This window comes from Shinella lacus (assembly GCF_010994755.1).
Lineage (GTDB): Bacteria > Pseudomonadota > Alphaproteobacteria > Rhizobiales > Rhizobiaceae > Shinella > Shinella lacus.
Map to the genome: position 1 here is coordinate 64143 of NZ_WHSB02000019.1, position 23862 is coordinate 88004.

Annotated in this window: 30 protein-coding genes and 1 other RNA gene; 20 read left to right on the forward strand and 11 right to left on the reverse strand. The window is 63.5% G+C overall.

Translation table 11 applies throughout. From position 1 onward, the window contains the following. Positions 1 to 42 precede the first annotated feature (42 nt). From rcdA to GB927_RS30400, 3 genes are all read right to left on the reverse strand, one after another. The gene (gene rcdA / locus GB927_RS30390; protein ID WP_256120969.1) at positions 43 to 561 is read right to left on the reverse strand and encodes a protease adaptor protein RcdA; all 519 of its coding nucleotides are present in this window, start codon (positions 559 to 561) and stop codon (positions 43 to 45) included. Between the two features lie 383 nt (positions 562 to 944). Next, positions 945 to 1133: a DUF1192 domain-containing protein gene (locus GB927_RS30395; protein WP_256120970.1), complete on the reverse strand. Its 189-nt coding sequence runs from the start codon at positions 1131 to 1133 to the stop codon at positions 945 to 947. Then, positions 1130 to 2407 carry an MFS transporter gene (locus GB927_RS30400; protein ID WP_256120971.1) on the reverse strand — a complete coding sequence of 426 codons (1278 nt, stop codon included), beginning with the start codon at positions 2405 to 2407 and terminating at the stop codon, positions 1130 to 1132. The genes GB927_RS30395 and GB927_RS30400 overlap by 4 nt, the downstream gene beginning before the upstream one ends. 152 nt (positions 2408 to 2559) lie before the next feature. Between GB927_RS30400 and GB927_RS30405 the strand changes: the two genes are divergently transcribed. After that, positions 2560 to 2715 carry a hypothetical protein gene (locus GB927_RS30405; protein ID WP_256120972.1) on the forward strand — a complete coding sequence of 52 codons (156 nt, stop codon included), beginning with the start codon at positions 2560 to 2562 and terminating at the stop codon, positions 2713 to 2715. 236 nt (positions 2716 to 2951) lie between these two features. On the opposite strand, the gene GB927_RS30410 is transcribed toward GB927_RS30405, so the two are convergent. The 4 genes from GB927_RS30410 to tkt all read right to left on the reverse strand — a co-directional run bounded on the left by GB927_RS30410 (position 2952) and on the right by tkt (position 7814). Beyond that, on the reverse strand, positions 2952 to 4151 hold the full coding sequence (locus GB927_RS30410) for a phosphoglycerate kinase (protein WP_256120973.1): 1200 nt from the start codon (positions 4149 to 4151) through the stop codon (positions 2952 to 2954). A 16-nt stretch (positions 4152 to 4167) separates the two neighbouring features. Beyond that, positions 4168 to 4734 carry a putative glycolipid-binding domain-containing protein gene (locus tag GB927_RS30415; RefSeq protein WP_256120974.1) on the reverse strand — a complete coding sequence of 189 codons (567 nt, stop codon included), beginning with the start codon at positions 4732 to 4734 and terminating at the stop codon, positions 4168 to 4170. Positions 4735 to 4745: 11 nt separating this feature from the next. After that, on the reverse strand, positions 4746 to 5747 hold the full coding sequence (gene gap / locus GB927_RS30420) for a type I glyceraldehyde-3-phosphate dehydrogenase (protein WP_256120975.1): 1002 nt from the start codon (positions 5745 to 5747) through the stop codon (positions 4746 to 4748). A gap of 84 nt (positions 5748 to 5831) precedes the next feature. Then, positions 5832 to 7814, reverse strand: a complete 1983-nt coding sequence (tkt, locus tag GB927_RS30425) for a transketolase (RefSeq protein ID WP_256120976.1) — start codon at positions 7812 to 7814, stop codon at positions 5832 to 5834. A gap of 329 nt (positions 7815 to 8143) precedes the next feature. Between tkt and GB927_RS30430 the strand changes: the two genes are divergently transcribed. The 4 genes from GB927_RS30430 (at position 8144) to GB927_RS30445 (ending at position 9509) form a co-directional block, all read left to right on the forward strand. Continuing rightward, entirely contained in the window at positions 8144 to 8416 is a 273-nt protein-coding gene (locus GB927_RS30430; RefSeq protein ID WP_256120977.1) for a DUF4164 domain-containing protein, read from the forward strand. 35 nt (positions 8417 to 8451) lie between these two features. After that, positions 8452 to 8823, forward strand: coding sequence for a cell division protein ZapA (locus GB927_RS30435; protein ID WP_256120978.1), 372 nt, complete (start codon positions 8452 to 8454; stop codon positions 8821 to 8823). A 50-nt stretch (positions 8824 to 8873) separates the two neighbouring features. Continuing rightward, positions 8874 to 9032: non-coding RNA, 6S RNA (gene ssrS, locus GB927_RS30440), on the forward strand. Between the two features lie 246 nt (positions 9033 to 9278). Further along, positions 9279 to 9509: a hypothetical protein gene (locus GB927_RS30445; RefSeq protein ID WP_256120979.1), complete on the forward strand. Its 231-nt coding sequence runs from the start codon at positions 9279 to 9281 to the stop codon at positions 9507 to 9509. 123 nt (positions 9510 to 9632) lie between these two features. On the opposite strand, the gene tal is transcribed toward GB927_RS30445, so the two are convergent. Continuing rightward, positions 9633 to 10595 carry a transaldolase gene (gene tal, locus GB927_RS30450; RefSeq protein WP_256120980.1) on the reverse strand — a complete coding sequence of 321 codons (963 nt, stop codon included), beginning with the start codon at positions 10593 to 10595 and terminating at the stop codon, positions 9633 to 9635. A 290-nt stretch (positions 10596 to 10885) separates the two neighbouring features. Between tal and GB927_RS30455 the strand changes: the two genes are divergently transcribed. Continuing rightward, positions 10886 to 11872 carry a sugar-binding transcriptional regulator gene (locus GB927_RS30455; protein WP_256120981.1) on the forward strand — a complete coding sequence of 329 codons (987 nt, stop codon included), beginning with the start codon at positions 10886 to 10888 and terminating at the stop codon, positions 11870 to 11872. Here GB927_RS30455 and GB927_RS30460 read toward each other — a convergent pair. Then, entirely contained in the window at positions 11869 to 12093 is a 225-nt protein-coding gene (locus GB927_RS30460) for a helix-turn-helix transcriptional regulator (protein WP_256120982.1), read from the reverse strand. The two genes, GB927_RS30455 and GB927_RS30460, sit on opposite strands and share 4 nt — an antisense overlap. Before the next feature lie 207 nt (positions 12094 to 12300). Here GB927_RS30460 and GB927_RS30465 point away from each other — a divergent pair, with 207 nt between their 5' ends. Together GB927_RS30465 and GB927_RS30470 are read left to right on the forward strand one after the other, a co-directional pair. Beyond that, a complete protein-coding gene (locus tag GB927_RS30465) occupies positions 12301 to 12885 on the forward strand; it encodes a 5-formyltetrahydrofolate cyclo-ligase (RefSeq protein WP_256121021.1) in 585 nt (194 codons plus the stop codon). Between the two features lie 10 nt (positions 12886 to 12895). After that, positions 12896 to 13720 (forward strand): TIGR00282 family metallophosphoesterase, encoded by an 825-nt coding sequence (locus GB927_RS30470; RefSeq protein WP_256120983.1) that lies wholly within the window; start codon positions 12896 to 12898, stop codon positions 13718 to 13720. Between the two features lie 60 nt (positions 13721 to 13780). Here the strand turns inward: GB927_RS30470 and GB927_RS30475 are convergent, their stop codons facing one another. Then, the gene (locus GB927_RS30475; protein ID WP_256120984.1) at positions 13781 to 14317 is read right to left on the reverse strand and encodes a pyridoxamine 5'-phosphate oxidase family protein; all 537 of its coding nucleotides are present in this window, start codon (positions 14315 to 14317) and stop codon (positions 13781 to 13783) included. Positions 14318 to 14493: 176 nt separating this feature from the next. Between GB927_RS30475 and GB927_RS30480 the strand changes: the two genes are divergently transcribed. The 3 genes from GB927_RS30480 to GB927_RS30490 all read left to right on the forward strand — a co-directional run bounded on the left by GB927_RS30480 (position 14494) and on the right by GB927_RS30490 (position 16755). Further along, on the forward strand, positions 14494 to 15333 hold the full coding sequence (locus GB927_RS30480; protein ID WP_256121022.1) for an MBL fold metallo-hydrolase: 840 nt from the start codon (positions 14494 to 14496) through the stop codon (positions 15331 to 15333). A 14-nt stretch (positions 15334 to 15347) separates the two neighbouring features. Beyond that, the gene (locus GB927_RS30485) at positions 15348 to 15842 is read left to right on the forward strand and encodes a hypothetical protein (RefSeq protein WP_256120985.1); all 495 of its coding nucleotides are present in this window, start codon (positions 15348 to 15350) and stop codon (positions 15840 to 15842) included. Positions 15843 to 16008: 166 nt separating this feature from the next. Next, the gene (locus GB927_RS30490) at positions 16009 to 16755 is read left to right on the forward strand and encodes a YebC/PmpR family DNA-binding transcriptional regulator (RefSeq protein ID WP_256120986.1); all 747 of its coding nucleotides are present in this window, start codon (positions 16009 to 16011) and stop codon (positions 16753 to 16755) included. A gap of 58 nt (positions 16756 to 16813) precedes the next feature. Here GB927_RS30490 and GB927_RS30495 read toward each other — a convergent pair whose 3' ends face one another. Continuing rightward, positions 16814 to 17815, reverse strand: a complete 1002-nt coding sequence (locus GB927_RS30495; RefSeq protein ID WP_256120987.1) for an LLM class flavin-dependent oxidoreductase — start codon at positions 17813 to 17815, stop codon at positions 16814 to 16816. Positions 17816 to 17986: 171 nt separating this feature from the next. Between GB927_RS30495 and ruvC the strand changes: the two genes are divergently transcribed. The 9 genes from ruvC (at position 17987) to tolR (ending at position 23859) form a co-directional block, all read left to right on the forward strand. Next, positions 17987 to 18499 carry a crossover junction endodeoxyribonuclease RuvC gene (ruvC, locus tag GB927_RS30500; RefSeq protein WP_256120988.1) on the forward strand — a complete coding sequence of 171 codons (513 nt, stop codon included), beginning with the start codon at positions 17987 to 17989 and terminating at the stop codon, positions 18497 to 18499. A 55-nt stretch (positions 18500 to 18554) separates the two neighbouring features. Next, entirely contained in the window at positions 18555 to 18818 is a 264-nt protein-coding gene (locus GB927_RS30505; RefSeq protein WP_256120989.1) for an AbrB/MazE/SpoVT family DNA-binding domain-containing protein, read from the forward strand. Next, positions 18799 to 19215 (forward strand): type II toxin-antitoxin system VapC family toxin, encoded by a 417-nt coding sequence (locus GB927_RS30510; RefSeq protein ID WP_256120990.1) that lies wholly within the window; start codon positions 18799 to 18801, stop codon positions 19213 to 19215. The genes GB927_RS30505 and GB927_RS30510 overlap by 20 nt, the downstream gene beginning before the upstream one ends. A gap of 12 nt (positions 19216 to 19227) precedes the next feature. Further along, entirely contained in the window at positions 19228 to 19845 is a 618-nt protein-coding gene (gene ruvA, locus GB927_RS30515) for a Holliday junction branch migration protein RuvA (RefSeq protein WP_256120991.1), read from the forward strand. 40 nt (positions 19846 to 19885) lie between these two features. Continuing rightward, positions 19886 to 20926: a Holliday junction branch migration DNA helicase RuvB gene (ruvB, locus tag GB927_RS30520; RefSeq protein ID WP_256120992.1), complete on the forward strand. Its 1041-nt coding sequence runs from the start codon at positions 19886 to 19888 to the stop codon at positions 20924 to 20926. A gap of 1 nt (position 20927) precedes the next feature. Beyond that, the gene (locus GB927_RS30525) at positions 20928 to 21830 is read left to right on the forward strand and encodes a metallophosphoesterase (RefSeq protein WP_256120993.1); all 903 of its coding nucleotides are present in this window, start codon (positions 20928 to 20930) and stop codon (positions 21828 to 21830) included. Between the two features lie 46 nt (positions 21831 to 21876). Continuing rightward, positions 21877 to 22347: a tol-pal system-associated acyl-CoA thioesterase gene (ybgC, locus tag GB927_RS30530; RefSeq protein WP_256120994.1), complete on the forward strand. Its 471-nt coding sequence runs from the start codon at positions 21877 to 21879 to the stop codon at positions 22345 to 22347. A gap of 316 nt (positions 22348 to 22663) precedes the next feature. After that, on the forward strand, positions 22664 to 23380 hold the full coding sequence (tolQ, locus tag GB927_RS30535; RefSeq protein ID WP_256120995.1) for a protein TolQ: 717 nt from the start codon (positions 22664 to 22666) through the stop codon (positions 23378 to 23380). Positions 23381 to 23406: 26 nt separating this feature from the next. Then, a complete protein-coding gene (tolR, locus tag GB927_RS30540; protein WP_256120996.1) occupies positions 23407 to 23859 on the forward strand; it encodes a protein TolR in 453 nt (150 codons plus the stop codon). The last annotated feature ends 3 nt before the right edge of the window (positions 23860 to 23862 follow it).

Here is a 23862-nt window from a genome sequence, read left to right on the forward strand (position 1 = left end):
CCGGCCGAAGCCGGGTCCTGTCATGTCGTCTGCAACGGTCGCTCAGTTGTTGCCGAAGGCGGTCTGCAGCAGGTTGAGCTGGGCCTGGACGCTGTTCTGGTTGTCCGGCGAGAAGGTCTGGACGTCCTGCGGGCGGTAGATTTCGCGGTCGAGCAGGGCGATGCGGTTCTGCAGGCGCAGCGAGCGTTCGATCAGGTCGCGGAAGGCTTCCGGCAGGTCGTTCCAGCCGGGCGCGGTCTTGTCGACGTTGAAGCTGTCGAGGCGCACCTTGTTCTTTTCCGAGAGAACCTGGTCGCGGCTCATCTCGCCATTATTGACCGCGCGCTGGAGCAGCAACCAGGAGGCCATCTGCATCAGGCGGGTGGTCAGCCGCATCGATTCCGCTGCATAGAGCACCGAGGCCATGCGGGGCAGGACCTTGGAGGCTTGGCGACCGATGCCATCCAGATAGCTTGCCGTTTCCTCGACGAGACCCATGCCTTCGGCGTACAGGGACTTGAATTGCGCCGACGACGCAACATGGCCAGCGAAGCTGACGGTATTCAATCCACGATCGGACATGGTGTCATCCCTGTTGAACGCATCACAATGCAGGTAACGGAAGGTGAGGGCTCTGTGTTCCGAGCCGCCCTTTTATGTCTCAAGGATGATCCCATAACCTAATTCGCGCAAGGGCATTCTTAATAAAGGGTTAATCTCCACAATTGTTTCGGCACAGGTGCCTCGGGCGCCCCCGCGCAAACAAAAAAAGAGCCGCGGAAAGCGGCTCTCAAGGTAAAACAGGGAGAAAAATCAGACCGAAACCCCGAAGGGAGAAAATGTCTGAACCCGGAAGACCGGATGCCCCAAGTAATAACGTATAAGGCTTAATGGCCGGTTAACTCTATTGTCGGATTGCCCTTTCCTGTGCCTTTTCGGCAAGGGTGCGGCAATCTGGCGCGTGGTTAACGAAACAGATTTTCGGCCGCCGAGCGGCTCGCACCCTTCTTCGTCTTCTCCGATTCGAGGCGCTCAATTTCTGCGCGCAGAAGCGCGATTCGCGCTGCAAGCTCGTCCACCGAGAGGAGCGAAAGGTCGCTGCCGATCTCGTGGGCGATCTTCTTTTGCGGGCGGTCGTCGTCGAAGAGGCTCATGCCGTTTTCTCCTCCGATAGGTCGTCGCTCGCCTGCTGTTGCGGCAGGGCGCGCGGCGAAAGCTGCAGGCTTTCCGGCGTGGTCATCGTGCCGGGATTGATGGTGGTGTAGGAATCGCGCATCTCGGCGGGCTTTGCGGCGCGGCGGCGGCTGCGGAAGATCGCGTAGGCGGTGATCAGGATATGCGCCCAGCAGGTGACCATGAAGAGCGCATAGGGGCCGACGGCCGACATGATGGGACCGCCGATCGTCGGGCCGATGATCGTGCCGATGCCGTAGAGCAGCAGCAGGCCGCCCGACACCTTCACGAAGTCCTCGGGGCTGGCGAAATCGTTGGCGTGTGAGACGGCGATCGGGTAGAGCGCGTTCGCCGTCGCGCCGTAAAGCGCCGTCAGCACCAGCAGCACCGTGACCGAGGCCGGCTGGAAGACGAAGAGCGCGAGGCCGGCTCCCGCGGCGACGGCCGACAGGATGGCGAGAACGATGCGCCGGTCGATCCGGTCGGACATGCGGCCGGCCGGAAGCTGCATGACGGCGCCGGCGAAGATCGCGACGCTCATCATGATGGCGATCGAGCTGGAGGTGAGGCCGGCATTGGCGCCGAAGACGGCGCCCAGCGTGCCGAAGGCACCATTGGCAATGCCGATCAGCACGATGCCGACGCAGGCGACGGGCGAGGTGCGGAAGAGGGCGGGAATATCGAGCCGCACCTGCTTCAGCGGCTGCGGAGAGGCGGCGGTGGACAGCGTCGTCGGCAGCATGGCGAAGCAGTAGAGAATGCCGGCGAACATGAAGAGCATCGGTGTCGTCACGTCGCCGAGCGCCACCGTCATCTGGCCGCCGACGGTGCCGACGAGTGTGATGGCGATATAGAGCGAGAAGATCAGGCCGCGGCTTTCATTCGTGGCGCGCTCGTTCAGCCAGCTTTCGATGATCATCGAGGTGCCGGCAATGGAGAAGCCGGTGACGGCGCGCAGCACGATCCACCAGAACGGATCGACCAGCATGCCGGTCAGGAGCGCGATGATGGCGATCAGCGAGGCGAAGCCGGAAAAGGCGCGCACATGGCCGATGCGCTTGACGATGGTCGGCGCCATGAGGCAGCCGAGCACGAAGCCGGAGGCCCAGGACGTGCCGAGCAGGCCGAGCATCGTCGTCTCATAGCCCTCGAAGGCGCCGCGCATGGGCAGCAGCAGGCCGTGCAGGCCGTTTCCAAGGAAAAGGAACAGCGTGCCCATGAGAAGCGCGAAGACGGAGATGAGGTTGTTACGCATGATATTTTCGTGAGTTTCGCCAATGGGTAAGGAATAGCGCACTCGCTGCCGATTGCCAGATACAAAGGCGACACGCGAACGATTTTCAGACCCTGCGCTGATCGCTTGGAAAAGTGTCTCGGGTGTGACAGGAAGGGCGGAGAAAGGCCACCATGTCGAAAATCCTTCCCGCTTTGCTGCTCGCCGTCATGCTGCTGCATCTCATCCGGCCCATCGGCCTGCCGGGGCTGAAGCGGCGCGCGGATTTCTGGAAGATCGCGGTCGTCGCCATCGTGCTGATGATGCTGACGGTGCTCATCAGGCCCTGAAACGCAAAAGGGCCACCCGAAGGTGGCCCCCATGAGGTTTGGTCCGGTGCGGACCCGGGTCTTGCGACCCGAAGGAAGGCGCGATCAGAACGAGGGCTGCCTCGTTTCGTTCACCACAATTCCCATGCCCGAAGCCAAGACCGAAATCTCATTAGACATTGGATCACCTTCCTTTCTGTTCGTTGATACTGACTAGAAATGTAGGCGATCCACGGCTGAGCGCAAGCCCCCCGGGATTATTTCTGCTGGTGCAGGATTTCGACGCCCGGAAGCGGCTTGCCTTCCATCCATTCCAGGAAGGCGCCGCCGGCCGTCGAGACGTAGGTGAAATCGTCCGCAACACCGGCATGGTTGAGGGCCGCGACGGTGTCGCCGCCACCGGCGACGGAGACCAGCTTTCCCTCCTTGGTGCGGGCGGCAGCGTGTTTTGCGGCGGAAACCGTCGCCGTGTCGAACGGTGCAATTTCGAAGGCGCCGAGCGGGCCGTTCCAGACGAGCGTCGCGGCGCGCGAGATCCAGGCATTGACCGCCTCGACTGTCTTCGGGCCGACGTCGAGCATCATGGCGTCGGCGGGAATGGCGTTGACGTCGACCACTTCGTTTTCGGCATTGGCCTTGAACTCGCGGGCGACGACGCCATCTTCCGGCAGCACGATGGCGCAGGTGGCGGTCGCCGCCTCGATCATGATCTGCTTGGCGGTCTCCGCCAGGTCATGCTCGCAGAGCGACTTGCCGACATTGGTGCCGCGGGCGGCGAGGAAGGTGTTCGCCATGCCGCCGCCGATGACCAGCGCATCGACCCGCTTCACGAGGTTCATCAGCAGGTCGATCTTGGTGGAAACCTTGGCGCCGCCGACGATGGCGACGACCGGGCGGGACGGATTGCCAAGGCCCTTTTCCAGTGCTTCGAGCTCGGCCTGCATGGTGCGGCCGGCATAGGCGGGCAGCAGATGGGCGAGGCCTTCGGTCGAGGCATGGGCGCGGTGTGCGGCGGAGAAGGCGTCGTTGACGTAGAGGTCGCCGTTGGCGGCGAGGGCTGCGGTGAAGTCCGGGTTGTTCTTCTCTTCGCCCTTGTGGAAGCGGGTGTTTTCGAGAAGCAGGATATCGCCGTTCTGCAGCGCTGCGATGGCGGCGGCTGCGGCCTCGCCGATGCAATCGGCGGCGAAGTGCACCTTCGTGCCGAGCACGTCGTTCACGGCGGGAAGGATCTGCTCCAGCGACATGTCGGCGACGACGGCGCCCTGCGGGCGGCCGAAATGGGCGAGCAGGATGACCTTGGCGCCTTTCTTCGACAGTTCCAGGATGGTCGGCGCGACGCGCTCGATGCGGGTTGCATCGGTGACCTTGCCGTCCTTGACCGGTACGTTGAGATCGACGCGGACGAGCACGCGCTTGCCGGCGATGTCGGTGAGGTTGTCGAGGGTCTTGAAGGTCATGGGGGGAGGGCTCCCGTCAGAGTCTTGCGAATAGGGTGGGGTAGTCGGTCACGAAGCCATCGGCATCGACCGGAAGTTCCGCGGTGAACGTGCCGTCCTCTTCCTCGAAGAGGTAGCGCGCATCCGCCGCGAGGCAGGTGTAGAATTGACCGTCCGGAAAGGGTTCGAACGTGTCGAAGGGCACGTAGACCATGGTCAGCAGCGGGCTCTTTTCGCCCTTTGCGAGGTTTAGGCGGCGGATCGGCAGCGTGTTGGTGAAGGGCGAACCGGCAAGATCGATGTCGATGCAGCCGTCGAAGGCGGGAAGCGGCGTTCCGTCTTCAGATCGCCAGTGACCCTGTCCATCCGACGTCATCGCGATGCGCTGGCCCGTGGTGACCTCCACCAGGAAGGACCGGACATGCCAGGCCGCGTCGAGATCGACCCGGTAGTGAACGCCATAGGGGATGCTGGGCTCGCGCTCGCCGATGACGGCGCTTTCCACACGAATGCCGCCGTCGATGGCGCGCACGGTCAGGTGTTCCAGCCCCTCGCCCTCCAACGGGCGCCAGCGGACCGTCTTGAGGGTGAGGGGCGGGAACATGATCGGCGTCCTTAGATCAGCTTGCCGAGGGCAACGGCCGTGTCGGACATGCGGTTCGAGAAGCCCCACTCGTTGTCGTACCAGGACAGGATGCGAACGAGGTTGCCGTCCAGCACCTTGGTCTGGTCGGCAGCGAAGTTCGAGGAATGGCTGTCGTGGTTGAAGTCGATGGAGACGAGCGGGCCGGTAACGTAGTCGAGGATGCCCTTCAGCTCGCCTTCGGCGGCGGCCTTGATAGCGGCGTTGACTTCGTCGGCCGTGACGTTGCGCGACGGCACGAACTTCAGGTCGACGACCGAGACGTTCGGGGTCGGCACGCGGATCGCCGAACCGTCGAGCTTGCCGGCAAGCTGCGGCAGCACGAGGCCGACGGCCTTGGCGGCACCCGTCGAGGTCGGGATCATGGACAGGGCTGCAGCGCGGGCGCGGTACAGGTCCTTGTGCATGGTGTCGAGCGTCGGCTGGTCACCCGTGTAGGAGTGGATCGTCGTCATGTAGCCCTTCTCGATGCCGAAGGCCTTGTCGAGAATGTAGGCGACGGGCGCCAGGCAGTTCGTCGTGCAGGACGCGTTCGAGATGACGAGGTCGTCCTTGGTCAGCGTGTTGTGGTTGACGCCGTAGACGATCGTCTTGTCGGCATTGTCGCACGGTGCGGAGACGATGACGCGCTTGGAGCCGTTGGCGAGATGCGCGCCGGCCTTTTCCTTCGTCGTGAACAGGCCGGTGCATTCCAGCGCGATGTCGACGTCGCTCCAGGGCAGTTCCTTCGGGTCACGGATGGCGGTGACGCGGATCGGGCCGCGGCCGACGTCGATCGTGTCGCCGGAAACGGTGACGGTGCCCGGGAACTTGCCGTGGACGGAATCGTAGCGAACGAGATGCGCGTTGGTCTCGACCGGGCCGAGATCGTTGACGGCGACGACTTCGATGTCGGTGCGGCCGGATTCGACGATGGCGCGGAGCACGTTGCGGCCGATGCGGCCGAATCCGTTGATGGCAACTTTCACAGTCATTTGGGGTCTCTCCCTATCAAAAATCTAATGGCAGTCTGAGCGGGCGCGGCGGGTGGCCGCGCCCCCAGGACACTCAGGCGACACTCAGGCGAGCTTGGCTTCCGCAGCGGCGACGACAGCCTCCGGCGTGATGCCGAAGTGCTTGTAGAGTTCCTTGTAGGGACCCGAGGCGCCGAAGGAGGACATGCCGATGAAGATGCCGTCCGAGCCGATGAAGTGATCCCAGCCCTGGCGGATGCCGGCTTCGACGGCGATCTTGACCGGCGAATTGCCGATGACCGCCTGCTGGTAGGCTTCCGGCTGCTCGGCGAAGAGCTCGACGCAGGGCACGGAGACGACGCGGGTCGAGATGCCCTTGGCCGACAGCGTCTGCTGGGCCTTCACCGCGATCTCGATTTCCGAACCGGAGGCGAAGATCGTGACCTGTGCATCGCTTGCCGACACGAGATCGTAGGCGCCGCGGGCGGAGAGGTTTTCCTCTTCGTATTCCAGGCGCACCGGCATCAGGTTCTGGCGGGTCAGCGCGATGGCCGACGGGCGGTTGTGGCTTTCGAGCGCCAGCTGCCAGACTTCTGCCGTTTCCGTGGCATCAGCCGGGCGGAAGACGAGCAGGTTCGGGATGGCGCGCAGTGCGGCCATGTGCTCGACCGGCTGGTGCGTCGGGCCGTCTTCGCCGAGACCGATGGAATCATGGGTCAGCACGTGGATGACGCGGATGCCCATCAGCGCGGCAAGGCGGATCGACGGACGGCAATAGTCCGAGAAGATCAGGAAGCCGCCCGAGTACGGGATCAGGCCGCCGTGCAGCGCGATACCGTTCATGGCGGCAGCCATGCCGTGCTCGCGCACGCCGTAGTGGAGGTAGCGGCCGGAGAAGTCGGTCGGCGTGATCGACTTGGTCTGGCTGGTCTTGGTGTTGTTCGAGCCGGTCAGGTCGGCCGAGCCGCCGATCGTTTCGGCAAGCACGCCGTTGATGACCTCCAGCGCGTCCTCGGAGGCCTTGCGGGTCGCCGGGTTCGGCTTGGTTTCGGCAAGCTTCTTCTTGTAGGCGGCAATCGCCGAATCGAGACCGCTTTCGAGTTCACCGGCGAAGCGGCGCACGAACTGGGCCTTCTTCTCGCCTTCGGTCTTTTCGAGGCGGGTGTCCCATTCCTTGTGGGTCTTGGCAGAGCGAAGACCGGCGAGGCGCCAGGCGTCGAGCACGTCGGAGGGAACGACGAAGGCTTCCGATTCCCAGTTCAGCGCCTTGCGGGTGGCGGCGATTTCTTCCGCACCGAGCGGCGAACCATGCACCTTGTGGGTGCCGGCCTTGTTCGGCGCGCCAAAACCGATCGTCGTCTTGCAGGCGATCAGGGTCGGCTTGTCGGACTTTTGCGCTTCTTCGATGGCGGCTGCGATCGCATCCGGATCATGGCCGTCGACGGCAATCGTGTGCCAGTGCGAGGCGCGGAAGCGAGCGTGCTGGTCGGTCGAGTCGGCAATCGAGATCGGGCCGTCGATCGAGATGTTGTTGTCGTCCCAGAACACGATCAGCTTGTTGAGCTTCAGGTGGCCGGCGAGCGAGAGTGCTTCCTGGCTGATACCCTCCATGAGGCAGCCGTCACCCACGATGGCGTAGGTGTAGTGTTCGATGAGGTCGGCGCCGAACTCGTCGCGCAGCTTACGCTCGGCGATCGCCATGCCGACGGCATTGGCAATGCCCTGGCCGAGCGGACCGGTGGTCGTCTCGATGCCGGCGGCGTGGCCGTATTCCGGGTGGCCGGCGGTGCGCGCGCCGAGCTGGCGGAAATTCTTGATCTCGTCGATCGTGATGTCCTCGTAGCCGGTCAAATAGAGCAGCGAATAGAGGAGCATCGAGCCGTGGCCGGCCGACAGCACGAACCGGTCGCGGTTCGGCCAGGATGGCGTCTTCGGATCGAAGGAGAGGAAGCGGGTGAAAAGAACCGTTGCGATGTCTGCTGCGCCCATGGGCAGGCCGGGATGACCCGAGTTCGCCTTTTCCACGGCATCCATGGAAAGGAAGCGAATTGCGTTCGCCATCCGGTCGTGTTTTTCGCGAGAGATCATGACTGTTCCGTATTCTTCGGGGTGTCAGGGCCGATGCCGTTTCGGGCATCGGTTAGGAAGCGGGAGACACATAGCAGGTGCGCCGTCGGAGTCAACGAATTCGGCTGCTTTTGCGGGTTTCCACGACCAATTCCGCCGCATTTCTTAGCGTTTTTTAAATCGATTGAGTAGGGGCCGAGGCCGCGGTCCCGCTATCTGATCCACAGGGTGTTTGCGCCGCGGATTGCCGCGCTGTTGACGCTGCCGCCCGCTGTTGAATACTGTCAGGCCGAGAGAACCGGCGCTGGCGGCGGCGATTCGCGTTTTTTGAGAGTGCCGGTGAAGGCTTTATGACGAACGGGGAAACAGTCAGGGCAGCGATCGAGGAGTTGCGCAGGGCGATTTCCTCCCTCGACAATGCGCTCGACATGCGCTTCGACCGCGAACGGGATCACGGCGAGGTCGAGGGCGAGGTGCGGCGTGTGAACACCGACCGCTCGCGGCTCGCCCAGGAATTGGACCAGTCCGAATTCCGCGCCAACCGCCTGGAGGAGGTCAACCGCGAGGTCTCCCGGCGGCTCGTCACCGCCATGGAAACGATCCGGGCCGTGCTCGACCGCTAGCCGCCCGCCTTCCCAGCAATCAGGACAAATTCCGCATGGCACAGGTAACCGTACAGATCGATGGCAAGGCCTATCGCATGGCCTGCGAAGAGGGCCAGGAGGGGCATCTCGAAGAGCTTGCCGCCGGCTTCGATCGGTATGTCGGGCACCTCAAGGAACAGTTCGGCGAAATCGGCGACCTGCGGCTCACCGTCATGGCCGGCATCATGGTGATGGACGAGCTGAACGAGGTCACCCGCCGCCTCGCCAAGCTCGAAAAGGAGGCCGAGGAGCTGCGCAAGGGCCGCGAAGGCGTGATGAGCGAGGTCTCCAAGAGCGAGGACGCAATCGCCCAGGCGCTCGGCGACCTGACCAGCCAGATCCAGGGCATGGCGGCAAAACTCTCGGGCAAGCCGCCGGTCAACTAACGCTTACGATTGCCACTGGCGAAGAGGCCGCTTTGCGCCTATATATCGGATGCGGTCTGCGCTTCCCGACAGGAACCACAATCCCTGGGGCCATACTCGATCCAAAGGGAGCTGTCCCTGACCCGGCCCGTGGGCTTGGTCACATGGCGCCCACCTACGTTTGTAGGCACCCAGGATCGTAAACATCCATCGGTCGCCGTGGATCGCACTTCACCCTTTCATTGCTGTGTTCCCTGACTGGCTGCCGCCTCGGCACAGTAGCGCGGCGTGCAAGGCGTTTCCTGTCGAGCTTTGCCGTGGATTCCCGACGGTGAATGTGGGTTTGGCTATGTCAAACTTAATAGACAACTTTGCCGTTCGGCTTAGAATTTCTGCATATGCGATAGGCAAAGCGCCCCATAAAATCACGTCAAACAAAGCGATTTGCTGATTTATCCGCAGGTCAGGAGGCCTTAGTGGACCACCTCTTCGTTAAATCGTCGTATCAGCCAGAAGAGCTCGCCGAGCTGAAATCGATCTTCGACGATATCACGGGCCAGCCATGGTTCGATCCAGACGCGAAAGTATCATTCGCAAAATATCTGATCGAGACGTTTCCGGCTGAAGCATTCGATGCGCAGCGATATCGGTCCGTTGTCGCCGCTTCCGCGCGGATGTTTTACTGCCGGGAATCCTCGGCTGCGTAAAATTCCAGTTATCCGGGGGTGAGGGGACCTGGTTCGTAAAGGAGCCGGGTCCTTTCTCTTTTGCCGCAGGCCACCACGCAAAAAAGCCACCCTTTTGGGTGGCTTTTTGTCGAGGTCCCGGGTTTAAGCGGCGGCCTTCAGTTCCTTGTCGATCATCGCGCGAAGGCTGCCGAGGTCCTTGGCGAAGGCGCGGATGCCTTCGGAGAGCTTTTCGGTGGCCATGGCGTCTTCGTTCAGCATCCAGCGGAAGGTCTTTTCGTCGATCTTGATCGGCGAAACCTTGGCGGCCTTTTCCGGCGAGAGCTTGCGTTCCAGCGTGCCTTCGGCAGCGTCGAGTTCTTCGAGAAGAGCCGGGCTGATCGTCAGGCGGTCGCAGCCGGCAAGGGCTTCGATTTCGCCGGTGTTGCGGAAGGAGGCGCCCATGACGATCGTGTTGATGCCGTTGGACTTGTAGTAGTCGTAGATCGCGCGAACCGAGACGACGCCCGGATCTTCTTCGGCCGAAAACGTCTTGCCCGAAGCCTTGACGTGCCAGTCGAGGATACGGCCGACGAAGGGCGAGATGAGGAAGGCGCCGGCATCGGCGCAGGCGATGGCCTGGGCCTTGTTGAAGAGCAGCGTCAGATTGCAGTCGATGCCGTCCTTCTGGAGGACTTCCGCGGCGCGGATGCCTTCCCAGGTGGAGGCGAGCTTGATGAGGATGCGGTCGCGGGTGATGCCGCGCGCCTCATAGGCCTTGATGATTTCGCGGCCCTTGGCGATGGAGGCTTCCGTGTCGAAGGAGAGGTCGGCATCGACTTCCGTCGAGACGCGGCCGGGCACGAGTTCGGACAGCGCTGCGCCGACGGAGATGGCGAGGCGATCGGCGACTGCCGAGACGACGCCTTCGCGGTTGCCGCCCTGGGACTGGCCCCAGCGGATAGCCTCGCTGACGGTGTCGGCAAACATCGGCGTGCCGAGGGCCTTGAGCACGATCGTCGGGTTGGTGGTGCAATCGACCGGCTTCAGGCGGCGCACGGCTTCGATGTCGCCGGTGTCTGCCACGACGGTCGTCATCGCGCGGAGTTGTTCAAGCTTGGACGTCATATCGATATCCCGAAATGGTTGTTGCTGGGCCGCTTTCCTTGCTCGGAAACGCCAGGCCCTCCTCCAGTTGCTCGTGATGGCGCGCTCGACGACTGTGCTTCCTGTTTCAGTCGCCGCGCGAGCCGGCACAACCAATCCGCCGACGCAATGCGCCAGCCGATATGAGGCGGACTATCGTCGTTTCTGGCGGCAAAAGTCAAGCACTTTTGATCAATCTTCTGAACATATGTCGCATTTTTCGTTTCCTGTGTTAAGGTGTTCCGGAACGATTGCAAAGAGATGGAGGCACCGTGGCAAGGCTCCGGCGCGACACACACACGGCCTATTCGGAATCGGCGGCGCTGAGGCTGCGGGCCGCCTGGCTCTATTACAACCAGGGCCTCACCCAGAAGGACGTGGCGGAGAAGATCGGCGTCAGCCGCACCACCGTCATCCGCATGCTCGACGAGGCGCTGAAGCGCTCCGAGGTGCAGATCTGGATCAACGAGGGCGTGGCCGATTGCGTCGAGCTCGCCGTGCGGCTGGAGAAGGCCTATGGGCTGGACGAGGCCGTGGTGGTGCCGGCGGCCGAAAGTGCGGAGGCCAATGCCAGGGGCGTCGGCCTGGCGCTCGGCCAGTTCCTGACCGAGGCGATTCCGGATGATTGCACGATCGGCGTCGGCTGGGGCCGCACGCTGACCGCCTCGCTCGCCAGCTTCCGTCCGGCGCGGCGCGAGCGGGTGAAGGTCGTCTCGCTGCTCGGCGGCGTGGTGGAGGCGCACCACATCAACCCGATCGAATATACCTGGCGGCTGGCGAGCCAGCTTGGCGCGGAATGTTATCTTTTCCTCGCGCCGCTGTTGGTCGATTCGCGGGAGACCAAGCGCAGCCTGATCGAAAAGTGCGGGCTAAAGACGCTGTTCGAGCTAGCGGAAAACATGGATATCGCGGTGGTGAGCTGCGGCGATATCGGGCCGCGCTCCTCCTCACTGTCGCGCGATTTCATCGCCCGCCACGAGCTGGACGAGCTGATCGCCGCCGGCTGCGTCTGCGATACGATGTGCAATTTCCTCGATGCCGAGGGCCACACGATCGACCATCCGATCCGCCACCGAGTCATGTCGATCGACCTCGATACGGTGAAGAAGGCGCGCCATATCGTGCTCGTCTCAGGCGGTGAACACCGGGCACCGGCGATCCGCGCCACCATCCGCCGCGTTGGCTGCAACACGCTGATCACCGACGAGGGCGCGGCGCTCGCCATGCTGCGGCTCGCCGAGACGTCTGCGGCTGCCTAAATCAGGTTGAGACGGGCGGCGCGGATGATTGCGGCGGTGATGTTGCGCGTGCCGAGCTTGTCTATCGCGCTGCGCATGGCCTCGGTCACGCGCGGCATCGCAATGTCGGTCTCGAGCACGATATCGGCCGGCGTCCTGCCGTTTGCGGCAAGTTCAAGACACCGTTTTTCGATTTCGGTCAGCTCGGGAAGGCGGGAAAGGTCATTTTCCGAGGACGTCATGCGGCTCCGCTTAATGGCTGGGTGGCGCCGCGCAAAGCAGAAGCTGTTCTAATGCTTAACGGGAGCGCGCCGTTTTGGGCTTTTTCGTCCCGTTGCGGGACGCATTTCTGCGACTTCGCCCCGTCGCAAAAACACGGGGATTTGCCTTTCGGCGCTGCTAGCTGGTAAGCCACGCGCAAAAGGCTGGAGAGATCCGTGACATCCCCCGTGACATCCAAGGAACTGAAGGCGGCGATCAGGAACGAGCGGCTGGCATTGCGCGATGCGATGACACCGGAAGCGCGCATCGAGGGCAGCCTCGCCATGGTGGAGCATGCGGGCGACCGCATCGACTTTGAGCCGGGCATGGTGATTTCCGGCTTCTGGCCGATCCGCTCGGAGGCCGATATCCGGCCGCTGCTCGCCCATCTTCGCACGCGCGGCGCGCGGCTCTGCCTGCCTGTCGTGCTCGACCGCGAGACGATCATCTTCCGCGAACTCGTCGTCGGCGCGCCGGTGGTGAAGACCGGCTTCGGCACGACCGGGCCGGGGCCGGAGGCGGCGGTGCTCGATCCGGATATCCTGCTGGTGCCGCTTTCCGCCTTCGACAAGGCGGGCCACCGCATCGGCTACGGCGCCGGCCATTACGACCGCGCGATCGACCGTTTGAAGGCGAAGGGCCATGCGCCAAAACTGATCGGCATTGCGTTCGACTGCCAGGAAGTGGCATCAGTACCCGCGGAACCGCATGACGTCGCGCTGGACGCGATCCTCACCGAAAGCGGCTTCCGTTTGTTCCAACAGGTTTCGTAAGGCAGTTTCGATGCGTTTTCTCTTTCTGGGCGATATGGTGGGCAAGACCGGGCGGACGGCCGTCTGGCAGCGCCTGCCGGGGCTGATCAGCGATTTCAAGCTGGATTTCGTCGTCGTCAACGGGGAGAACGCGGCCGGCGGCTTCGGCATCACCGAAGAGATCTTTCTCGAAACCATAAATGCCGGCGCCGACGTCGTGACGACAGGCAACCACGTCTGGGACCAGAAGGAGGCCGTAACCTTCGCCGGCCGGCACGACCAGTTCCTGCGCCCCGCAAACTATCCCGCCGGCACGCCCGGCCGTGGTGCCAATCTGTTTGTTGCCAAGAATGGCGCGCGGGTGCTTGTCGCCAACATCATGGGCCGCGTCTTCATGCATCCCGAACTGGACGACCCCTTCAAGTCGGGCGAGGCCATTCTTGCCTCCTGCCCGTTGGGCGAGCAGGCGGATGCCGTGATCTTCGATTTCCACGCCGAGGCGACCAGCGAGAAGCAGTGCTTCGGCCATTTCGTCGATGGACGCGCCAGCGTCGTCGTCGGCACGCACACCCATGTGCCGACGGCCGATTGCCAGATCTTGAACGGCGGCACGGCCTATATGTCGGATGCCGGCATGTGCGGCGATTACGATTCTTCTCTCGGCATGGAGAAGGAAGAGCCGCTCAACCGCTTCATCTCGAAAATGCCGAAAAGCCGATTCGAGGCGGCGTCCGGACCGGCGACGATCTGCGGCCTTGCGGTCGAAATCTCCGACCGCACGGGGCTTGCCGAAAAGGTCGCACCGCTCCGGCTCGGCCCGCGGTTGGCCGAAGCGGTGCCGGAGTTCTGGCGCTAGAGCATTTCCAGTCGAAGCGACATCGCTTCGACGTCGGATAATGCGGGAAAAACAAAAGTCTCAGATCATGTGGCGCAGGTGATCGGCCGAGCCGCCGTTGAAGGTCAGGTGCGCCTTTACGCCGACATCGGGCTCCTCGTCCGGATTGAAGTTCGCCTTGGCGATTTCCCAGCCGAATTTCAGCTTGCTGCCGGTCGAGGCCCAGACTTCGGCGTCCTCGATTTCCAGCGCCAGCATGGTGAGCCTGGGGTCGTCCTTGCCATGGTCGAACCAGGCTTCGACGATCGAGCTCCAGTATTCGTCGATCTTGGCCGGGTCCTTGCGCACGGACAGGCGGCCGGCAAGGCAGGCATGGTAGTCATGGTCCTTGCCGACGACGCAGAAATGCGCGCGCGAGCCGGGCGAGATGGCATCGACGATTTCCGCATCCGTCCTGGTGAAGAACCAGATCGTTGCCGTCTGGCGGTCGAGCTGCGGCGCCATCGGCTGCATATGCATGTGGCTGCCCTCGACGCCGAGCATGCCGGCATGGATCTTGTCGATTTCGTCGAAGAGCTGTTCCTTCGGGTTTTCGCGGGCACGGGTGAGATTGGACATGGATATTCCTCTCGTCTGTTGGCGTTGATGGCAAGGGAACGTGAGGGGGCGTCCAAGGTTCCGCTCGATGGCCAGTCAACGGCCGGTCAACGGATTGTGATCGCCGCGCCGGCCGGCAAATCTCGACCGGCGATGCTTGCGGGCGCATAGTCCCGCCGACCCAATGAACGGAGCCGCTGATGCCGCATCTCCTGCTCATTCCGTTGATCGTTGCAGCCTTCGCCGTGTTTGCGGAATCCCGGCCAGCATCGGCACAGGCGGAAACGCCCGTCAGCCAGTGCCAGATGATCGCGCGCTCGCTTCCCTCCGTCACCTTCGCCAGCTTTTCCGCCGAACCCGCCCTCAAGGTGCAGGCCAAGGCGAACGAGGAGGTGAAGATCACCTATATCGGCCACTCGACCTTCTTCCTCGAAACGCCGGCCGGCGTGAAAATCGCCACCGACTATAACGGCTGGTACAAGCCGCCGGCGCTGCCGACCGTGGTGACGATGAACAAGGCGCATTCCAGCCACTACACGACGAACCCGGAACCCGGCATCGAATATGTGCTGCACGGCTGGCAGGATGGCTCGCCGAAGGGCGCGGACCACGATGTCGTGGTGGGCGACACCTATATCCGCAACGTACCGACCGATATCCGCAACTGGGGCGGATCGATGGAGGCGAACGGCAATTCCATCTTCATCTTCGAGGTCGCGGGCCTCTGCATCGGCCATCTCGGCCACCTGCATCATGAACTGACCGAAAAACAATATGCCGAGATCGGCCGGCTCGACGTGCTGATGGTGCCGGTCGACGGCGGTCTGACGATGGGGGCGGAGAGCATGAGCCGCGTCGTGCAGCGCCTGCGCTCCTCGCTGATCCTGCCCATGCACCGCCGCGGGCCGCCGATCAGCCAGTTCCTGTCGATGTTCGGCACGGGCTTCGACGCGGTGACCGACGATGATGCGACGATGACCGTTTCCATCCGCAGCTTGCCCAAGCGGCCGACGATCCATATTCTCTCCGGCGTCTGATGCCGGAGTTTTTGATGCGCTTTCTCATTGCCGTGCCCGCCTTTCTGCTTTCCTGCACGCTTGCCCTCGCGAGCGGTGCGCCGACGCCCGAAGGCCCCGGTGGCGAATCCGGCCAGCCGCGCGGGCTTGCGACCCAGCCGGTGGAAAAGCTCCCGACGCGCACCCTCGGCGTGGCGGAGGATTTTATCCTGCCGTCCGGTAATATCGGCTGCATCTACATTCCCGAGGGCGGCACGGCGGTCTACCAGCCGGCCGATGGCGGACCGGAACTCTCCTGCGACCGCGTCGAGCCGAAATACCTGCGCGCGACGCTCGGGCGCAGCGGCAAGGCCTCCGTGAAAAGCAATGTCGGCGATCAGGGCTGCTGCGGCAGCGCGAACACCTTGGACTATGGCGAGACCTGGTCTGCCGGTCCCTTCACCTGCTATTCGGAGCGCACGGGCCTGACCTGCGAGCGCAATGACGGCCATTCCTTCCTGCTCAGCCGCGCCCGCGTGCGGGCCGATTGAGGCGGTCGCCGCTTTGTTTGCGGGACTGCTGGACGTTCGGCGGCAATGAAATTATAAGGCGGCATTTCGAAAATCGGGGCAGCAGGCTGGCGCGTCACCGCGGCAGGGGCTCCGGCACAGTGATCGGCGACCGGAAACGGGCGCCAAAAAACGAGACAGGGGTGCCATGGCTGGCCATTCACAGTTCAAGAATATCATGCACCGCAAGGGCAAGCAGGATTCCGTGCGGTCGAAAATGTTCTCCAAGCTTGCCCGTGAAATCACGGTGGCGGCGAAGACCGGTCTGCCCGACCCGTCGATGAACGCCCGCTTGCGCCTGGCGATCCAGAACGCCAAGGCGCAGTCCATGCCGAAGGACAATATCGAGCGTGCCGTCAAGAAGGCCTCCGGCGTCGACGGCGAGAACTACGAGGAAGTCCGCTACGAGGGTTATGGGCCGGGCGGCGTCGCCGTCATCGTGGAAGCGCTGACCGACAACCGCAACCGCACCGCCTCCTCCGTCCGCTCGACCTTCTCGAAGGCCGGCGGCGCGCTCGGCGAAACCGGATCGGTCTCCTTCTCCTTCGATCGCGTCGGCGAAATCACCTACAAGCTTGCCGTCGGCAGTGCTGACGCCGTCATGGAAGCCGCCATCGATGCCGGTGCAGAAGACGTGACGACCGACGAGGACGGCCACACGATCATCTGCGGCTTCGAGGATATCGGTGACGTTTCCAAGGCGCTGGAAGACAAGCTCGGCGAAGCCGAGACCGTCAAGGCGATCTGGAAGGCGCAGAACACCGTGCCGGTCGACGAGGAAAAGGCGCAGTCGCTGATGAAGCTCATCGACACGCTGGAAGACGACGACGACGTGCAGAACGTCTACTCGAACTTCGAAGTCTCCGACGAAGTCATGGCCAAGCTCTCGGCCTGATCCGCTAGGTCGCAGTCAAAGAAAAGGCCGGGTGCCGCAAGGCCCCGGCCTTTTTTGTTCAGGCGGCGAGGGCAAGTCCCTGTTGCGCCTCGGCGAAGAGCCGGACCGATTTCAGCCGGGCGTCCATGTCGTAGATCGGCATGGAGACGATGAACTCGTCGGCCTTGGTGATCGACAGGAAATCCGCGATGCGGCGGCGGATCTTCTCCGGCCCGCCGACCACCGCATATTGCAGCGTGTGCTCGACATTGATGCGCTCCCCATCGCTCCAGTGCGGATCCATGTCATCCACCGGTGCCGGGAAGGCGCCGGGCGTGCCGCGGCGCAGGCGCACGAAGGATTGCTGCATCGAGGTGAAGAGGTAATCGGCCTCCGCATCCGTATCGGCCGCCGCCCCCATCACGCCGACCATGGCATGCGGCTTGTCGAGATATTGCGAGGGCTCGAAGCGCTCGCGGTAGATTTCCAGCGCCGTCAGCAGCATGTCCGGCGCGAAATGCGAGGCGAAGGCGAAGGGCAGGCCGAGCATGCCGGCGAGATGCGCCGAATAATGGCTGGAGCCGAGCAGCCAGACGGGCACATTGGTGCCTGCACCGGGAATGGCGATGACCTGCTGCTGCGGGCTCGTCGGCCCCATCAGCTGCATAAGCTCGACGACATCCTGCGGGAAATTGTTGGCGGCGCTGTCGAGGTTTCGGCGCAGTGCCTGGGCCGTGCGCATGTCGGTGCCGGGCGCGCGGCCGAGGCCGAGGTCGATGCGGTCCGGGAAGAGCGCAGCGAGCGTGCCGAACTGTTCGGCGATGACCAGCGGCGAATGGTTCGGCAGCATGATGCCGCCCGAGCCGACGCGGATTTTCTGCGTGCCCGCCGCGACATGCTGGATGACCAGCGAGGTGGCGGCGCTGGCGATACCGCGCATACCGTGATGTTCGGCGAGCCAGAAGCGCTTGTAGCCGTAGGCTTCCGCCTCCTGCGCGAGACGGCGCGAATTTTCGAGCGACTGGGCGACTGTGCCGCCTTCGATGACCGGGGAAAGGTCGAGGATGGAGAAGGGCACCATGGGAGCGGCCTCGCTATGAGTAGATTTGATTGTGCTCCCATGTAGGTTCAGTTTTGTGAAATCCAAGCGATCCGCCCCAGCTTTTCGCGAGCGCTTCTGCAAACGGCCATTTGTTTTTGTTTTGTTCACATTTCGCTGGCAGGGTCCGGTGGACAGGATTAGGGTTTTCGCATGCAGGACATGATTCGCATCATCGGTATCGATCCGGGGCTTCGCCGCACCGGCTGGGGCATCATCGAGACGCTGGGCAATTCGCTGCGCTTCGTCGCGTCCGGCACCGTGACCTCCGATGGCGACGCCGATCTCGCCTCGCGTCTCTGCCAGCTGCATGACGGCCTTGCCGACATCATCCACAGCCACCAGCCGCATGAGGCCGCCGTCGAGCAGACCTTCGTCAACAAGGATGCGGTGGCGACGCTGAAGCTCGGCCAGGCGCGCGGTATCGCCATGCTGGTGCCGGCGCGCGCCGGCCTGCGGGTGGCGGAATATGCGCCGAATGCGGTGAAGAAAGCCGTCATCGGCGTCGGGCATGGCGAAAAGCAGCAGATCCATATGATGCTGAAGGTTCTGATGCCGAAGGCGACCTTCACCGGCAACGACGCCGCCGATGCATTGGCCATCGCCATCTGCCACGCCCACAACCGCCAGGGCCTCTCCGGCCGCCTCGCCAAGCTCGTCGGCTGATTTGTTCTTGACTTGTTCCGGGGTGGGCGATAAGTAATACCGCAGAGGTATTACCATGCGTGTGACGGAAAAAGGCCAGGTGACGATTCCGAAGGATATCCGCGACCGTTTGAATATCGGTCCGGGATCGGAGGTGGATTTTGTCGCCGACGACAGGGGGGCGCGGCTGATTGTCGTCTCGGGCGGCAAGGCGCAGGAGCCTGAAGATTTCGAGAGCTGGCTCAAAAGCGTGAGCGGCACGTTCGATACCGGCGGCATGACGACGGACGAATATATGGAATGGCTGAGGGGGCCGCGCGATGACCTCGGTCCTGGTTGACACGAACATCTTCATCGACGTGTTTGGACCGGAGACGCCGTTCAAGATCTGGTCTTCCCAAATCATCCTGGCGCTCAAGCCGCAGGCGCAGTTCATCATGACGCCGGTCGTCTGGTCTGAGCTGGCCGGGCTGCTGCCGAGCGAGGACGAGCTGGCGCTTGCGCTGTCGAGACTCAACCTGCAGCGTGAGGCTCTGCCCTTTTCTGCGGCCTATCGCGCCGGGCTTGTGCACCAGCACTATCGGAGGGCGGGCGGGCAGCGGGAGCGCACCTTGCCGGATTTTCTCATCGGCGCGCATGCGGAAGCCCGGGGACATCGCCTGCTCACGCGCGACACTGCACGCTATCGCACCTACTTTCCCGCGCTCGACATCATCTCTCCCGAAACCCATCCCTGACGGACCCCTTTCATGATCGGCAAACTCAAAGGCACAATCGATGAGATCGGCGACGACCATGTGGTCATCGACGTGCACGGGGTCGGCTATGTCGCCCATTGCTCGGCGCGCACGCTTGGGAAGCTGGGGTCAGCCGGCGAGGCGGCGGTGCTGTTCATCGAGACCTATGTGCGGGAGGACCAGTTCCGGCTTTTCGGGTTCCTGACGGCGCTGGAGCGGGAATGGTTCCGGCTGTTGCAGAGCGTGCAGGGTGTCGGCTCGAAGGTGGCGCTCGGGGTGCTTTCCACGTTGACGCCCGGCGAGCTGGCGAATGCCATCGCGTTGCAGGACAAGACGGCGGTGTCGCGGGCGCCCGGCGTCGGGCCGAAGGTGGCGGTGCGCATCGTCACCGAACTGCGCAACAAGGCGCCGGCCTTTGCGGGGGAGGCATCGGCCTCGATCGGGCTCAAGCAGGAGCTTGGGGAAGGGGTGGCTTCGGCGCCGGTTTCCGATGCGGTCTCGGCGCTCACCAATCTCGGTTATTCGCGCGACCAGGCGGCGAATGCCGTCGCCGCCGCGCTGAAAAATGGCGGGGAGGGGGGCGACAGTGCAAAGCTCATCCGCCTCGGCCTCAAGGAATTGTCGCGGTGATGCGGTTGCCTTCCGCCGTGGACAATGGGATTAGGCGCTCATGAGCGACGAGGACAGACTGCTGGCGCCGGAAAAGCGCGGCGAGGACATCGATACGGCCTTGCGGCCGCAGACGCTGGACGATTTCACCGGCCAGGCGGAGGCGCGCGCCAATCTCAAGATCTTCATCGAGGCGGCGAAGAATCGCGGTGAGGCGCTCGACCATGTGCTCTTCGTCGGCCCGCCCGGCCTCGGCAAGACGACGCTGGCCCAGATCATGGCGAAGGAACTCGGCGTCAATTTCCGCTCGACCTCCGGCCCGGTCATCGCGAAAGCCGGCGACCTTGCGGCGCTGCTGACCAATCTCGAGGAGCGCGACGTGCTCTTCATCGACGAAATCCACCGCCTCAACCCGGCCGTCGAGGAAATCCTCTACCCGGCCATGGAGGATTTCCAGCTCGACCTGATCATCGGCGAAGGGCCGGCGGCGCGCTCGGTGAAGATCGACCTGTCGAAATTCACCCTCGTTGCCGCCACCACGCGCCTCGGCCTGCTGACGACGCCGTTGCGCGACCGTTTCGGCATTCCGGTGCGCCTGAATTTCTACACCGTCGAGGAGCTGGAATCGATCGTGCGCCGCGGCGCGCGGCTGATGGGGCTCGGCATCACCGAGGACGGTGCCCACGAGATCGCGCGTCGGGCGCGGGGCACGCCGCGCATCGCCGGGCGCCTGCTGCGCCGGGTGCGCGATTTTGCCGAAGTGGCGCGGGCCGAGGCGGTAACCCGCGTCATCGCCGACGACGCGCTGACGCGGCTTCTCGTCGACAATATGGGGCTCGACCAGCTCGACCGGCGTTATCTGTCGATGATCGCGCACAATTTCAGCGGCGGGCCGGTGGGGATTGAGACGATCGCCGCGGGTCTTTCCGAGCCGCGCGATGCGATCGAGGACATCATCGAACCCTACATGATCCAGCAGGGTTTCATCCAGCGCACGCCGCGCGGCCGTGTTTTGACCGTAAATGCCTGGAAACATATGGGCCTGACGCCGCCCAAGGATCTTGAGGCGACGCAGTTCAGGCTGTTTTCCGAGGACGATTGATGTGCTGACGCGGCGCGGGGTGCTGAAGGCCTTCGGTGGACTGGTTGCCGCGGGCCTTTCGTCCTCCGCCTATGCCGTGGGCGTCGAACCGCTGCTCCGGCTGCGCACGACGACCTACCGGATTTCGCCGCCCGGATGGCCGGAAGGGCAGAAGCTGCGGATCGTCGCGCTCGCCGATATCCATGCCTGCGAACCCTGGATGAGCGCTCGCCGCATCGGCGACATCTGCCGCCATGCCAATGATCTCCGCGGCGATATCGTCGTGCTGCTGGGCGACTATCTCTCCAGCATGCGCGCCGTTTGGGGCAAGGTGCCGCCGGCGGCATGGGCGGCCGCGCTTTCGACGCTTCAAGCACCGCTTGGCGTTCATGCGGTGCTTGGAAACCATGACTGGTGGGACGATCACGATGCGCAGGCGATCGGCGGCGGGGAAACCTTCAGCCACCGGGCACTGCGCGATGCCGGCATTGCCGTTTACTCGAACAGCGCCGCGCGGATCGAGACGACGACTGGTGCCTTCTGGCTCGCTGGGTTGGAAGACCAGATCGCGTTGCGCCCCGGCCGGCAATGGAACCGCTACGGTTATGTCGGGCTCGATGACCTGCCGGGCACGCTGGCGCGGGTGACGGACGAGGCGCCGGTCATCCTCCTGGCGCATGAGCCGGATATCTTTCCGCAGGTGCCGGCGCGGGTCTCGCTCACCTTGTCCGGCCACACCCATGGCGGTCAGGTGCGGTTGTTCGGCTATTCGCCCATGGTGCCCTCCGCCTTCGGCAACCGTTTCGCCTATGGCCACGTCGTCGAGGACGGCCGGCATCTCTGCGTTTCCGGCGGGCTCGGCTGCTCGATCGCGCCCGTGCGCTTCGGCTCACCACCGGAAATCATGGTCGTCGAACTCGGTTGAGCGCCGCAACCTTGCATTTCCGGGCGCTTTGGGGGAGAGAAGCGCCATGAGCGACTTGAACCATCACCTCTCAGGCGAACTGACCGAAGCGGGCCACCGGCTCGCGCAGCGGGTCTATTACGAGGACACGGATTTTTCCGGCGTGGTCTATCACGCCCGCTACCTGCATTTCCTGGAGCGCGGGCGGACGGATTACCTGCGGCTGCTCGGCGTTGAGCAGGGCAGCCTCGTTCTGGAAGAGGACCGCGAGGGGCTCGTCTTCGTCGTGCATCGCATGGAGATCGACTTCAAATCGCCGGCGCGCATGGACGATATCCTGACCATCGTCACCTCGACGGAAAAGGCCGGCGGCGCCAAGATGATCCTGAACCAGGAGATCCGTCGCGGCGAGCAATTGCTGATCGCCGCGCGCGTCATCATCGCGGTCATCAATGCTGCGGGTCGGCCACGCCGTCTGCCGGAAGGTCTGGCGGCGCGTTTTCTTGCCAAGGCGCAGGAAGCGTCCGGCGCGCATTAGCAGTAACACTCCCTTAACCATAATGATGTCTTACTCAGGTGGTGAGGATTTTGTGCACTGCACGTCATCCTTTAACCAAATTTGCCGTCAAGAAGGCAGGTTGTAAGCGTTTGACCGGCATGGCGGCCGGCGGCATCAACCGGACATTCTTGACGGACATGCGAAGCGGGTGCGGGTGAAAATCCTTGGCTGCGACGTCGTGTTTGTGAATGCCGATTGCGGGTTCCACCTCCCAGGAGACCGCGAAGGCGTGAATGTTACCCGGTCGTGGCCGCAAAGGCCCGTGCCGGGTGTTTGGATTCGGGGACATAGGTCTATGGAACAAGTGGGTTTGGAAGCGGCAGGCAGCGTGACCCTTTGGGCGCTCTTCATGCAAGCCGGGTTCGTCGTCAAGCTGGTCATGCTCGGCCTTATCGCCGCGTCCGTGTGGACGTGGGCGATCGTCGTCGACAAGACGGTGAGCTACGGCAAGGCCCGTCGCCAGCTCGATAGTTTCGAGCAGGTCTTCTGGTCCGGGCAGTCGCTGGAGGAGCTTTATCGCACGCTCTCCGACCGCCAGACCTCCGGCATGAGCGCCATCTTCGTGGCGGCGATGCGGGAATGGAAGAAGAGTTTCGAGCGCGGCGCGCGATCGCCGATCGGGCTGCAGATGCGTATCGACCGGGCGATGGACGTGACGCTGTCGCGCGAATCCGAAACGCTGGAAGCGCGGCTCGGGTCGCTGGCGACCATCGGCTCCTCGGCGCCCTTCGTCGGCCTGTTCGGCACGGTCGTCGGCATCATGACCTCGTTCCAGGCGATCGCCGGTTCCAAGCAGACGAGCCTTGCGGTCGTGGCACCCGGTATCGCCGAAGCGCTTCTTGCGACCGCCATCGGCCTTCTTGCCGCAATTCCGGCGGTTATTGCCTACAACAAGTTCTCCGCAGATGCCGGCAAGCTGACGGCGCGCATGGAAGGGTTTGCGGACGAATTCTCCGCCATCCTCTCGCGCCAGATCGACGAGAAGCTGCAGCCGCGCGCCGCGGCGCAGTAATCCTGTCCTGAGACGGAGACGACGCCATGGGCATGTCAGTCGGTACAAAAAATTCGGGCGGTGGCCGCCGTCGTCGCGGCGGGGGCAAGAAGGCTCCCATGAGCGAGATCAACGTAACGCCGTTCGTCGACGTCATGCTGGTGTTGCTGATCATCTTCATGGTGGCCGCACCCCTGATGACGGTTGGCGTGCCGATCGACCTGCCGAAGACGAAGGCGAGCGCGCTGAATGCCGATACGCAGCCCATCACCGTTTCGGTCAAGGCCGACGGCCAGGTCTTCCTGCAGGAAACGCCGATCCCGATCGACGAAGTTGCCGCCAAGCTCCAGGCCGTGGCGACGACGGGTTATACCGAGCGCGTCTTCGTGCGCGGCGACGGCAATGCGCCCTATGGCATCGTCGCCGACGTGATGTCGCGCATCCAGGCGGGCGGGTTCACCAATATCGGCCTCGTCACCGATCAGAAACCGGACAATTGATTG